Origin of the sequence: Mycobacterium sp. JS623 (genome assembly GCF_000328565.1) — a bacterium.
Lineage (GTDB): Bacteria > Actinomycetota > Actinomycetes > Mycobacteriales > Mycobacteriaceae > Mycobacterium.
Map to the genome: position 1 here is coordinate 1,215,179 of NC_019966.1, position 12,197 is coordinate 1,227,375.

Genomic DNA, 12,197 nt, shown 5'->3' on the forward strand with positions numbered 1-12,197 from the left:
CGTCGTCATTATGCTGGGTCACATGACCGCGAGCACGCGTGTCGACGAATTCGAGGAGCTACGGCCACACTTGCTTGCCGTCGCTTACCGGCTCACCGGCACCGTCGCGGATGCCGAAGACGTCGTGCAGGATGCATGGCTGCGGTGGGACGGCACCTCGGAGTCCATCAACGATCTACGCGCGTGGCTGACAACAGTGGTCAGCAGGCTCGGCCTGGACCGGCTGCGGTCAGCGGTCAAGCGCAGGGAAACCTATGTCGGCGAATGGCTGCCCGAACCGGTGGTGACCGGGTTGGACGGCAACGATCCACTTGCGGCAGTGGTGGCCGCCGACGACGCACGGTTCGCGGCAATGGTCGTGCTGGAACGGCTGACCCCGGATCAGCGGGTGGCTTTCGTGCTGCACGACGGTTTCGCGGTGCCGTTCGGTGAGATCGCCGCGATGCTCGGTGTCAGCGACGCATCGGCCCGGCAACTCGCCTCGCGGGCGCGGCGTGCCGTGGCGTCCGCGCCGCCGCCAGTGGCCGACGAGGCTCACAACGAGGTGGCCGGCTCCCTGATGGCGGCGTTGGCCGCCGGTGACATGGAAGCCGTTGTGCGCGTGCTACATCCGGATGTCACGTTCACCGGCGACGCCAACGGCAAGGCGCCGACCGCGGCGCGGACCATCGCCGGACCCGACAAGGTCGCGCGGTTCTTGTTCGGCTTGGCACGCAGGTATGGGCCGAACTGGTTAGCCGGCGGCCAGCTGGCGTTGATCAACGGCCAGGTCGGCACCTTCACCGAAGGCGCACCGGCCCGCGAGGGCTATCCGGAGCTGATGCCCCGGATCACCGCGATGACGGTGCGCGACGGAAAGGTGTGCGCCATATGGGATATCGCCAACCCGGACAAGTTCACCGCGTCGCCGCTTGCGGCTCGTCGGTAGCCCACGGCACACGACATGCGTCGCCAGAATTGAACCCCTGCTCGGTGATGCCCAGCGCGGAGTACATGCGGGCCCGCATGTTCTCGACACCGATCTGGTAGGTCAGCTCGATGACGCCGTCGTCACCGAAGCGCCGCTGTAGATCGGCGACTTGCTCGTCAGTGACGGTGTGTGGGTCGGTCGTCATCGCGTCGGCATAGGCGATCGCTGCACGCTCGTCGTCGGTGTAGCGCGGTGAGGTCGCGTAGTTGTCGATCTCCTTGAGCCGGTCGACGTCGAGGCCGTCGAGCCGCTGCAGCATGGACCCGAAGTCGACGCACCACGAGCAGCCGATGGTGCGGGCCGTCCAGAACACCGCCAGTTCGCGGACGTTCTTGGGGAGCTTCTTCGAACCGGAGTCCAGCAGCGTCTCGTGCACGGCGTTCGCGATCAGCAGCCGCGGGTGATGCGCTGCGACGGTGAACGGCTCAGGCACCTCGCCGAACCGGCGCCGGGCCACCCGATACATGACGCGGGTCAGCAGGCCGGCCTGTTTCGGGGGGACAGGGGCAATGCGGGTTTTCTGTGCTTTTTCCGTCATGCCCTTATGACGAGACAGCTCGTCGATGTGTGACAGCGCTGGTAACGGCGCCATAGCCGCCGGCCGATAAATCAGTGAGTGAGATCAAGTCCGTCCAGGCCGGGCTTGGCGGACGCTGGGAGTTGACCTCCTCTTCCTGTTGATGTCGGGGAGACGAGGAGCGGTAAATGAATATCAAGCAGCTGGTGGCGCAGGGCTCAATCGCCGGTGTGGTCGCTGTCGGCGGCATCGGGGTCGCCCCCGTCGCGGCCGCCGATCCCGACTGGGGCCCCAACGACCACAACGAGTGGGTGACCAACGACTGGCAGTGGAACAACTGGAACGGCGACGACTGGAACCAGTGGTGGCGCGTCAACAAATGGCGCAACGACGACCGGCCACCATGGGGCTGGGGGCCGCCGCCGGCTGTGCACTGGCACGGCTTCGTACCCCACGACTTCGACTACTGGGGCTACCGGGTGTTCCCGTTCTGGCACCCGGGCTTCCACGCGTGGGGGTTCTGGTTGTTCGGGATCTTCATCCCGATCATCATCGTGTGATTTCGGCGCGCTAGCGGACGCTGAGCGAGCGTAGGCGCGCCGAAATCGCTAACGCGCGAACATCAACGCGCGCTTGACCTCTTGGATGGCCTGCGTCACCTGGATGCCGCGCGGGCAGGACTCCGTGCAGTTGAACGTGGTCCGGCAGCGCCAGACGCCGTCGACCTCGTTCAGGATGTCCAGTCGCTCGGCGGCGCCCTCGTCGCGACTGTCGAAGATGAACCGGTGTGCGTTGACGATGGCGGCCGGCCCAAAGTAGCTGCCCTCGCTCCAGTACACGGGGCAGCTGGTGGTGCAGCACGCGCACAGGATGCACTTGGTGGTGTCGTCGTAGCGCATCCGGTCGGTCTGGCTCTGAATACGTTCGCGCGTAGGCGGATTGCCGCTGGTGATCAGGAACGGCTTGACCGCGCGGTAGGCGTCGAAGAACGGCTCCATGTTGACCACGAGGTCCTTCTCGACGGGCAGGCCGCGGATCGGCTCGATCGTGATGGTCAGCTGCTTGCCGGGCTTCTTCGGCAGCATGTCGCGCATCAGCACCTTGCACGCCAACCGGTTGACGCCGTTGATCCGCATCGCGTCGGACCCGCACACGCCGTGCGCGCAGGACCGCCGGAACGTCAGCGTGCCGTCCAGGTACCACTTCACGTAGTGCAGTAGGTTGAGCAGCCGGTCAGTGGGTAGGCACGGCACACGGAAGCTCTGCCAACCGGCGGTGTCGGGGTCCTCCGGATTGAAGCGGGCGATCTTCAGCGTGACCATCACCGCGCCCTCGGGGACCGGCGGGGCAGCGCCTTCCGTGGTGTCGACAGCTGGTGCACTCATCTCAGTACTTCCGTTCCATCGGCTCGTACCGCGTCATCACTACCGGCTTGTAGTCCAGCCGGATATCGGACAGCAGCTCGCTGCCCTCCTTGTAGGCCATGGTGTGGCGCATGTAGTTCGTGTCGTCACGGTTGGGGTAGTCCTCACGGGCGTGCCCGCCACGAGATTCCTTGCGGTTCAACGCGCCGACGACCGTTACCTCGGCGAGCTCCAGCAGGAAGCCCAGCTCGATCGCCTCGAGCAAATCGCTGTTGTAGCGTTTGCCCTTGTCGTGCACGGTGATTCGGGCGTAGCGTTCCTTGAGCGCGTGGATGTCCGTCAACGCCTGCTTCAAGGTCTCCTCGGTGCGGAACACCGCCGCGTTGTTGTCCATCGACTGCTGCAGCGCACCGCGGATGTCGGCGACGCGCTCGTTGCCGTGCTCGGACAAGATGTCACCAACCCAGCTGACGACCATGCCCGCCGGATCGGTCGGTAGGTCGACATGGTCATGGCCCAGTGCGTAATTCGACGCGGCGATACCGGCGCGACGGCCGAACACGTTGATATCCAGCAGCGAGTTGGTACCGAGCCGGTTGGCGCCGTGCACTGAGACGCAGGCGCACTCGCCGGCGGCGTACAAGCCGGGCAGCGGAGTTGTGTTGTCGCGCAACACCTGACCGCTCACTGTTGTCGGGATGCCGCCCATTACGTAGTGGCAGGTCGGGTAGACCGGCACCAGTTCCTTGACCGGGTCGACGCCAAGGTAGGTGCGGGCGAACTCGGTGATGTCGGGCAGTTTGGACTCGAGCACATCCTCGCCGAGATGGCGCACGTCGATGTACACGTAATCCTTGTGCGGGCCTGCGCCGCGGCCCTCAAGCACCTCGCGCACCATCGAGCGGGCGACGATGTCGCGGGGGGCCAGGTCCTTGATCGTGGGGGCGTAGCGCTCCATGAACCGCTCGCCCTCGCTGTTGAGCAGGATGCCGCCCTCACCGCGGACGGCCTCAGAGATCAGAATGCCAAGGCCCGCAAGGCCTGTCGGGTGGAACTGGTGAAACTCCATGTCCTCCAACGGAAGTCCCTTGCGGAACACGATGCCGAGGCCGTCGCCGGTCAGCGTGTGCGCGTTGGAGGTGGTCTTGTACATCCGGCCGGAGCCACCCGTGGCGAGCACGATCGCCTTGGCGTGGAAGACGTGAATGTCGCCGGTGGCAAGTTCATACGCGATCACGCCGGTCGCGACGGGGCCAGCGGCCGTCTCCGTCAGTGCCAGGTCGAGCGCATAGAACTCGTTGAAGAACTGGACGTCGTGTTTGACGCAGTTTTGGTACAGCGTCTGCAAGATCATGTGGCCGGTGCGGTCGGCGGCGTAACAGGCCCGCCGCACTGGCGCCTTGCCGTGGTCGCGGGTGTGCCCGCCGAACCGGCGCTGGTCGATGCGGCCCTCGGGGGTGCGATTGAACGGCATCCCCATCTTCTCGAGGTCGAGCACCGCGTCGATGGCTTCCTTGCACATGATCTCGACCGCGTCCTGGTCGGCGAGGTAGTCGCCGCCCTTGACCGTGTCGAAGGTGTGCCACTCCCAGTTGTCCTCTTCGACGTTGGCCAGCGCCGCGCACATGCCGCCCTGGGCTGCGCCGGTGTGGCTGCGGGTCGGATAGAGCTTGGTCAGCACCGCGGTGCGGACTCGCGGACCCGCCTCGACGGCCGCGCGCATACCCGCGCCGCCAGCGCCGACGATGACGACGTCGTAGCGATGTTCAATAAGCATTGATCAGCTCCCCGTCACGAGACGTTCGCGTCGAAGGTCACCAGCACGTAGGTGCCTAGCACCAGCGTGAACCCTGTGACCAGCAGCAACAGCGAATTCAGGTAGAACTTCGTGATGTTCTTGCGCGCGTAGTCACCGATGATGGTGCGCATGCCGTTGGCGCCGTGCACCATCGCCAGCCACAGCAGGGCCATGTCCCAGATCTGCCAGAACGGCGACGCCCAGCGCTCGGCCACATAGTTGAAGTCGATGCGGTAAACGCCGTTGTCCCAGATCAGCCCGATGAACAGGTGGCCGAGGGCGAGCACAACCAGGGCGACGCCGGAGAACCGCATGAACAGCCAGGCGTACTTCTCGAAGTACGGGATGCCCCTGGGGCGACGCGGCGCGCGGGGGTGGTCCAGGCTGGCCGGACGGTCGTGTTCTTTTTCCTGAACGGGGGCCAGTCGGCCCTCGCGGTGGTGGGGTGTCCACGGCGCTTCGGTCATAGGAATCGCTCCGCCATGTGCATTCCGATGACGCCGAGCGTCGGGATCATCACGGCCAGCCAGACGCCGGCGACGATCCACAACATCAGCCGCTGGTAGCGCGGGCCGTGCTGCCAGAAGTCGATCAGAATCACGCGGATCCCGTTGAGTGCGTGGTAAAGCACTGCCGCGACGAGGCCGACTTCCATCAGCCCGACGATCGGTGTCTTGTAGGTGTTGATGACTTCGTTGTAGGCCTCGGGGCTGACGCGCACGAGCGCCGTGTCGAGCACGTGGACGAGCAGGAAGAAGAAAATCGTCGCCCCCGTGATGCGGTGCAGCACCCAGGACCACATGCCGGGATCACCGCGATAGAGCGAACGTCTGCGCGACGGGTGAGGTAGCGGCGCCGGCACGGCCGGGCTTGCTGGTGTCGCAGTACTCATCTGGCCTCCAACGCCATCGGTGGACGCTTGGGCATCGGAGCCGCACCGGCGGCGACATCCGGCTCGGCTGAGAACCTGCCCAAACCTCGGGGCGACTCTAAACCCAGTTGTACTGCTAAACGAACTACCGTTTAGCCGTCGGCGCACGGAAAACGGCAAAACTTAGGGTTACCTATCTAGGTGGCCCGGCCGTGGAGCGGAGGCTTCGGAATGCATTCAGAATCCGAATGGTGGAATTGACGTGACATCCGAGATCGACTGGAAGATGTTGCGACACAAGGCAACTGAGGCGTCGGCGCACGCGTATGCGCCGTATTCGGGCTTCGCGGTCGGGGCGGCGGCGCTGGTCGACGATCACCGAATGGTGGCTGGCTGCAATGTGGAAAATGTCTCATATGGTCTAGGTCTCTGTGCCGAGTGTGCTGTGGTCTGTGCCCTGCATTCCTCCGGTGGCGGCAGGCTGATTGCGCTCTCGTGTGTGGACGCGGCGGGCGAGGTGTTGATGCCGTGCGGGCGATGCCGGCAGGTGCTTCTCGAGCACGGCGGACCCGATCTGCTGATCGACCATCCGCTCGGGCCGCGAGCGTTGAGCGTGCTGCTGCCCGACGCGTTCGGACCGCGGGATCTGACGCGCGGCAGTGAGCCCGCGCACGAAGAAACACCGTGACCGGCTTCACATTTGGTTCGTTTGAGCTAGCCAGCGCCGGGTAGTCCCGTTCCCGTCACGGAAATCGCTTGAGGAGGGCCATGACTAGTCGCGCGAAGCTGGTGGGACATCCGGTTCACCCGATGCTGATCCCGTTTCCGATTGGGCTGCTGACTACAGCCGTGGTATTCGACGTCATTTACCTGATCACCGACCGCGCCGGATTCACGGTGGCGGCCGCATATGCGATAGCCGGGGGCATCATCGGTGGCGCGCTAGCGGCACCCTTCGGCTGGATCGACTACTTCAAGATCCCCGCCGATACGCGTGCCAAGCGGATTGGCCTGCTGCATGGGCTGATCCACGCCGTTGTGCTCGTGTTGTTCGCGATCAGCTGGCTGCTGCGATGGAACGCCGGCGGATGGGAGCCCACACCATTGGCGCTGGCCTGCAGCTTCGTCGCTGTGGTGGTGGCCAGTGTCGCGGCGTGGCTCGGTGGTGAACGTGTCGACCGCCTCGGGATCGGCATCGACGAGGGCGCCAACCCCGACGCGCCGAGCTCCTTGAGCCACAAGAACGTCCCCGCCTAACAGCTCTCGCCTGCTGATCCGTCACCGGTAACGTAACCGCGGTGACCGCGTTCGCATTTGACGCGCCAACCGTTATTCGGACCAAACGCGATGGCGGCGTCTTGTCCGACGCCGCGATCGATTGGGTGATCGACGGGTATACCCACGGCCGCGTCGCCGACGAACAGATGTCGGCGTTGTTGATGGCCATCTTCCTGCGGGGAATGACCGGTGCCGAGATTGCCCGCTGGACGGCCGCGATGGTGGATTCCGGTGAGCGGTTGGACTTTACGGATCTGCGGCGCGACGGCAAGCCATTGGCATTGGTGGACAAGCACTCCACTGGCGGCGTCGGCGACAAGATCACCATTCCGCTTGTTCCCGTCGTAATGGCATGTGGGGGAGCGGTGCCACAGGCCGCGGGGCGCGGCCTCGGGCACACCGGCGGCACCCTCGACAAGCTGGAGTCCATTCCGGGTTTCACCGCTGAGATATCGAAAGCCCAAATCCGCCAACAACTTTGCGACCTCGGCGCGGCGATTTTCGCCGCGGGCGAGCTGGCACCCGCGGACCGGAAGATCTATGCGCTGCGCGATGTCACCGCGACCACCGAGTCGCTGCCGTTGATCGCCAGCTCCGTGATGAGCAAGAAGATCGCCGAGGGCACCCGGGCCCTGGTGCTCGACAGCAAGGTCGGCAGTGGGGCATTTCTGGGCACCGAAGCAGAGTCGCGCGAGTTGGCCCGAACGATGGTGGAGCTGGGCGTCGCCGAGGGGCTGGTGACCCGCGCACTGCTGACCGGCATGGAGACGCCGTTGGGCCGCACCGTCGGCAACGCGGTCGAGGTGGAGGAATCGCTGGAGGTGCTCGCGGGGGGAGGTCCGGCCGATGTCGTCGAGCTGACGCTGGCACTGGCCACCGAGATGCTCGACGCCGCGGGTCTTGACGCGATCGATCCCGCGCAGACCCTGAAGGACGGCTCGGCGATGGACCGGTTTCGCGCGCTTGTCGCCGCGCAGGGTGGCGACTTGTCCCGACCGCTGCCGATCGGTGCGTATTCCGAGACCATCTCGGCGCCGCGCGATGGCACGATGGGACTCATCGACGCGATGGCGGTGGGACTGACGGTGTGGCGGCTCGGCGCGGGCCGCTCCGCCCCGGGTGAGCAGGTGCAGTGCGGCGCCGGGCTGCGCATTCATCGCCGTCCCAGCGAGGCCGTCGCCGCAGGTGAAGCGTTGTTCACGCTCTACACCGACACCCCTGAACGGTTCGAGGCCGCGATGGCCGAACTGGACGGCGCGTGGAGCGTCGGCGATACGGCGCCTGCCGCCCGGCCGCTGATCATCGATCGGATCGTGGCGTGACCACCCCGCTGACACTGGAGTCGATCCGGCAGGCGCCCAAGGCTCTGCTGCACGACCACCTCGACGGTGGGCTGCGACCGGCCACGGTGCTGGAGCTTGCCGAGACCAACGGTTACGACGATTTGCCCGCGACCGGCGTCGACGAGCTCGCGGCGTTCTTCCGCACCGCCGCGCACAGCGGGTCGCTGGTGCGCTACCTCGAACCTTTCGCGCACACGGTGGGCGTGATGCAGACACCGGAGGCGCTCTACCGGGTGGCCTATGAATGCGTCGAGGATCTGGCGGCCGACAACGTGGTCTACGCCGAGATCAGGTTCGCGCCCGAATTGCACATCGATCGCGGGCTGTCGCTGGACGCGGTCGTCGACGCGGTGCTGGCGGGCTTCGCCGACGGCGAGAAGGCCGCCAGCGCGGAGGGCCGGGCCATCACCGTGCGCTGCCTCGTCACGGCGATGCGGCACGCCGCACGGTCCCGCGAGATCGCCGAGCTGGCCATCCGCTTCCGGGACAAGGGTGTCGTCGGATTCGACATCGCGGGCGCCGAGGCCGGCTACCCGCCGACACGGCACCTCGACGCGTTCGAATACATGCGAAGCAACAACGCGCGCTTCACGATTCACGCCGGCGAGGCGTTCGGGCTGCCGTCGATTCACGAGGCCATCGCGTTCTGCGGCGCCGATCGACTGGGCCACGGCGTCCGGATCGTCGACGACATCGTGGAAGGCCCAGACGGTACCGCGCAGCTCGGCAGGCTGGCATCCCTGTTGCGCGACAAGCGAGTTCCGTTTGAAATGTGCCCGACCTCCAATGTTCAGACCGGGGCCGTCGGCAGCATCGCCGAGCACCCCTTTGATCTGTTGGCTCGCTTGCGTTTTCGCGTGACCGTGAATACGGATAACCGGTTGATGAGCGACACCACGATGAGCCAGGAGATGCTGCGCCTCGTCGAGGCGTTCGGCTACGGCTGGACCGACCTGCAGCGGTTCACCATCAATGCGATGAAGTCGGCGTTCATCTCGTTCGACGAGCGACTGTCGATCATCGACGACGTGATAAAGCCGCGCTTCGCCGTCCTCGTCGGCTAACTTCGGCTAACCCCAACTACCGCGAGCGTGCGTGTCTGCGTGCAGACACGCACGCTCGCGGTGGGGTGGGTTACCCCAGTGCAGACCGCAGCGTCTCGGCGAATTCGATTGGCGCACCGATGAATCCACCGTGATCACCGGGGAACTCCGTCGGCGCGACACCGAGCAGTTCACACAGCGCCACCGACGTGCGGTAGGTGAGCAGCTGTCCGGAGTCGACGCCGATGCCGACCACCACACGCGTGGGGCCGCTCTTCAGCGCATCGATGTCGGGCTGGTATCGCGTCGTCGGGTACATATCGATCTCGAAAAACCGCGCGGCCTGCCGCGCCTCATCATCGGACGATTCGGCTGGGTCCGGTGGAGCGTCGCCTGCAGCCACGTCGAACCCGGCGTTACGCATGAAATGCATCCATGCGGCCCCGAACCCGTCGCGATGGAACGTGTCGACGATCGCCTCGGTGTTCGCGCGCTGCTCGGCGGCGTCGGGCAGCAGTTCGAGCAGTGGCGGCTCATGGGCGACGAGCGTGCGCACCCGCCCGGGATGCCGGGCCACCAGGGCCAGTCCCGTCACGGCCCCGCCGCTGGAGCCGAACAGGTCGGCCGATTCAGTGCCAAGGTCGTCGAGGATCGCGGCGACGTCATCGGCCCGCTGTTCGACGCCAGATGGCGCGTCGGCGTCATCGACCCTGCTGTTTGCGTAACCGCGCGGGTCGTAGGTGACGACCGTGTGGTCGGTGGCCAGCGCGTCGGCCAGCGGTGCGAACTCCGCCGATGCCATCGGCGAGCCGATGACGAGGAGCAGAGGGCCGGCACCGCGGATCTCGTAGTGCAGGCGGGCGCCGGCAACGGTGACGGAGCAGACGATGGGGGTCGTTGAGAGGGTCATGCTCATGCAGACCGACGCTGGGCCGCAAAATCATCGCGACGTACCGTGGCGCCGTGATCACTGGCGCTCATGTCATCATCTACAGCCAAGACGCCGACGCCGACCGGGCCTTCTTCCGTGACGTGCTGGAGTATCCGCACGTCGACGCCGGCGGCGGCTGGCTGATCTTCAAGCTGCCTCCCGGCGAAGCTGCCGTGCATCCCGCGGACACGCCGTCGCACGAGCTGTATCTGATGTGTGACGACGTCAACGCCACCGTCGACGAGCTCAAAGCCAAGGGCGTCAACTGCGGCCCCGTCAGCGATCAAGGGTGGGGCCTATTGACCAGCATCCGGCTGCCCGGCGGCGGCGCCCTCGGCCTCTACGAGCCGCGGCATCCGAAGGCGACCGAGCTGTAGAGCGCGGGGTTCTTACCTCACCTCGACGACGACCTTGCCTTTGGCGCGTCCCTTTTGGACGTAGTCCAGGGCGTCTTTGGTCGACTCGAACGTATAAACCTTGTCGACGATGGGACGTACGACGCCCTCATCGATGAGAGACGTGATGCGGCTCAGCTGATTGCCGTTCGCCTTCATGAACAGGAATGAGTAGGTCACGTTGAGGCGCTTTGCCTTTCGCCGCGCACCGAAGCTCAAGACACTCATGATGGGCTTCACGAACCAACGCGCGCCGATCTCTTCGGCAAACGCCGGGTCGGGCGGACCCGATATGGAGATCAGTTTTCCGCCCAGCTTCAGCACCCGTAACGACTTGTTGAGGGTCTTCGCGTCTTGACTGTGCAGCACCACGTCATAACCATGCAGCCGCGACTCGAAGTCCTCTGTCTTGTAGTCGATCAACACGTCTGCGCCGAGGCTTTTGAGCATGTCGAAATTGGCTGCGCTGGCTGTTGTCGCCACCGTCGCACCCAGGTGTTTGGCCAACTGAATCGCGAATGTGCCGACGCCGCCGGTGCCCGCCTGAATGAAGACCTTTTGTCCTGGCTTCAGGTTGGCTTTCTCGACCAATGCTTGCCACGCGGTCAGGCCCACCAACGGAATGGACGCCGCTTCGGCCATGGTGAGTTCTTTCGGCTTGATCGCCACGTCATCTTCGCTCATCGCGATGAACTCCGCGAAGGTGCCCATGCGATCCGTGTCCGGCCGCGCATAGACCTCGTCGCCTGGCTTGAAACGCCGAACTCGGGATCCGACCTCGACCACAACGCCGGCCACATCGTTGCCTAGGACGAGCGGAAAGCGGTACGGCAGAAAAGTTTTGAATTCTCCGGCCGAGATCTTCACGTCGACCAGATTGACGCCCGCGGCATGGATTTGGACCAGCAGGTCGTTGTCGCCGACCTTCGGCTGCGGCAAGTCGACGATTCGACCACCGTCCTTGCTCTTGTAGCGGTCGATGGCGAATGCCTTCATGCCACACGCTCGCGGATCGGCTTGTTCAGTAGGGCACGAACGACGAGAGTCATTTCGTCGGCCAGCACTTCGTCGACGCCGGACTCGATTCCGTCGAGGACCTGTCGGACCACGTCGGCGGGGTCGGACTTGGGACTATCCGCAAACGCGCCCATATCGGTGTCCACCAGTCCCACGTAGACGCCGACCACTTGCACGCCACGCGACCCGAGTTCAAGCCGCATCGAGTCAGTGGCGCTCCACAGCGCGGCCTTCGTCACTCCGTAGCTTGCGCCGATGGGTATCCACGCGAGTACCGACGCGACGTTGACGATTGCGCCGGACCTCTCGGCAATCCGGTCGGCGAAAGCCGATGCCAATGCCAGAGGACCGAGCAGGTTGGTCTCCATCTCCTCGCGCAGTTGGGAGGTGTCGCTGTGAAGGACCGAGGCGCCGCGGGCGATGCCGGCGTTGTTGATCAGAACGCTGACATCGGGCGCCGCCTGGGCTGCGTTAGCCACGGACGCCGCGTCGGTGACATCGAGTTGTAGCGGAACCACGCGCGGATCCGCGACGTCGATTGCCCGTGGATCACGCGCCGCGGCATAGACTTTCGTCACGCCACGGTCGAGGAGCTGCGCGACGTATTCGCGGCCCATGCCGCGGTTGGCTCCGGTGACCAACACTGTCTGACCTCTGAGTGTCGTCATGT

General features: G+C 65.3%; 14 protein-coding genes and 1 pseudogene. 7 read left to right on the forward strand and 8 right to left on the reverse strand.

From position 1 onward, the window contains the following. Nucleotides 1-22 precede the first annotated feature (22 nt). On the forward strand, nt 23-928 hold the full coding sequence (locus tag MYCSM_RS05780; RefSeq protein ID WP_041311379.1) for a sigma-70 family RNA polymerase sigma factor: 906 nt from the start codon (nt 23-25) through the stop codon (nt 926-928). Here MYCSM_RS05780 and MYCSM_RS05785 read toward each other — a convergent pair. After that, nucleotides 897-1,499: pseudogene (locus MYCSM_RS05785) on the reverse strand (carboxymuconolactone decarboxylase family protein); the annotation flags it as partial. The gene MYCSM_RS05780 and the pseudogene MYCSM_RS05785 sit on opposite strands and share 32 nt — an antisense overlap. Before the next feature lie 176 nt (nt 1,500-1,675). On the opposite strand from MYCSM_RS05785, the gene MYCSM_RS05790 reads away from it, so the two are divergent. Then, complete coding sequence (locus MYCSM_RS05790; RefSeq protein ID WP_015305205.1) at nt 1,676-2,047, forward strand: hypothetical protein; 372 nt, start codon at nt 1,676-1,678, stop codon at nt 2,045-2,047. A gap of 48 nt (nt 2,048-2,095) precedes the next feature. Here the strand turns inward: MYCSM_RS05790 and MYCSM_RS05795 are convergent, their stop codons facing one another. Genes MYCSM_RS05795 through sdhC form a run of 4 tightly spaced genes read right to left on the reverse strand, consistent with a single transcriptional unit; the run spans nt 2,096 to nt 5,541 of the window. Continuing rightward, nucleotides 2,096-2,872 carry a succinate dehydrogenase iron-sulfur subunit gene (locus MYCSM_RS05795; RefSeq protein WP_015305206.1) on the reverse strand — a complete coding sequence of 259 codons (777 nt, stop codon included), beginning with the start codon at nt 2,870-2,872 and terminating at the stop codon, nt 2,096-2,098. Between the two features lies 1 nt (nt 2,873). Beyond that, nucleotides 2,874-4,628 (reverse strand): succinate dehydrogenase flavoprotein subunit, encoded by a 1,755-nt coding sequence (gene sdhA / locus MYCSM_RS05800; RefSeq protein WP_015305207.1) that lies wholly within the window; start codon nt 4,626-4,628, stop codon nt 2,874-2,876. Between the two features lie 14 nt (nt 4,629-4,642). Further along, nucleotides 4,643-5,116, reverse strand: coding sequence for a succinate dehydrogenase hydrophobic membrane anchor subunit (locus MYCSM_RS05805; protein WP_015305208.1), 474 nt, complete (start codon nt 5,114-5,116; stop codon nt 4,643-4,645). Next, nucleotides 5,113-5,541 (reverse strand): succinate dehydrogenase, cytochrome b556 subunit, encoded by a 429-nt coding sequence (gene sdhC, locus MYCSM_RS05810; protein ID WP_015305209.1) that lies wholly within the window; start codon nt 5,539-5,541, stop codon nt 5,113-5,115. The genes MYCSM_RS05805 and sdhC overlap by 4 nt, the downstream gene beginning before the upstream one ends. A gap of 241 nt (nt 5,542-5,782) precedes the next feature. On the opposite strand from sdhC, the gene MYCSM_RS05815 reads away from it, so the two are divergent. From MYCSM_RS05815 to MYCSM_RS05830, 4 genes are all read left to right on the forward strand, one after another. Then, nucleotides 5,783-6,208, forward strand: a complete 426-nt coding sequence (locus MYCSM_RS05815) for a cytidine deaminase (protein ID WP_015305210.1) — start codon at nt 5,783-5,785, stop codon at nt 6,206-6,208. An 80-nt stretch (nt 6,209-6,288) separates the two neighbouring features. After that, nucleotides 6,289-6,777, forward strand: coding sequence for a DUF2231 domain-containing protein (locus MYCSM_RS05820; RefSeq protein WP_015305211.1), 489 nt, complete (start codon nt 6,289-6,291; stop codon nt 6,775-6,777). A 41-nt stretch (nt 6,778-6,818) separates the two neighbouring features. Next, a complete protein-coding gene (locus tag MYCSM_RS05825) occupies nt 6,819-8,120 on the forward strand; it encodes a thymidine phosphorylase (protein ID WP_015305212.1) in 1,302 nt (433 codons plus the stop codon). Further along, the gene (locus tag MYCSM_RS05830) at nt 8,117-9,205 is read left to right on the forward strand and encodes an adenosine deaminase (RefSeq protein ID WP_015305213.1); all 1,089 of its coding nucleotides are present in this window, start codon (nt 8,117-8,119) and stop codon (nt 9,203-9,205) included. The genes MYCSM_RS05825 and MYCSM_RS05830 overlap by 4 nt, the downstream gene beginning before the upstream one ends. Before the next feature lie 70 nt (nt 9,206-9,275). On the opposite strand, the gene MYCSM_RS05835 is transcribed toward MYCSM_RS05830, so the two are convergent. Next, nucleotides 9,276-10,100 carry an alpha/beta fold hydrolase gene (locus MYCSM_RS05835; RefSeq protein ID WP_232425724.1) on the reverse strand — a complete coding sequence of 275 codons (825 nt, stop codon included), beginning with the start codon at nt 10,098-10,100 and terminating at the stop codon, nt 9,276-9,278. A 47-nt stretch (nt 10,101-10,147) separates the two neighbouring features. Between MYCSM_RS05835 and MYCSM_RS05840 the strand changes: the two genes are divergently transcribed. Continuing rightward, nucleotides 10,148-10,492 (forward strand): VOC family protein, encoded by a 345-nt coding sequence (locus MYCSM_RS05840; protein WP_015305215.1) that lies wholly within the window; start codon nt 10,148-10,150, stop codon nt 10,490-10,492. 12 nt (nt 10,493-10,504) lie between these two features. Here the strand turns inward: MYCSM_RS05840 and MYCSM_RS05845 are convergent, their stop codons facing one another. Next, nucleotides 10,505-11,506: an NADP-dependent oxidoreductase gene (locus tag MYCSM_RS05845; protein ID WP_015305216.1), complete on the reverse strand. Its 1,002-nt coding sequence runs from the start codon at nt 11,504-11,506 to the stop codon at nt 10,505-10,507. Beyond that, nucleotides 11,503-12,195, reverse strand: a complete 693-nt coding sequence (locus MYCSM_RS05850; RefSeq protein WP_015305217.1) for an SDR family oxidoreductase — start codon at nt 12,193-12,195, stop codon at nt 11,503-11,505. The genes MYCSM_RS05845 and MYCSM_RS05850 overlap by 4 nt, the downstream gene beginning before the upstream one ends. Nucleotides 12,196-12,197: the final 2 nt, after the last annotated feature.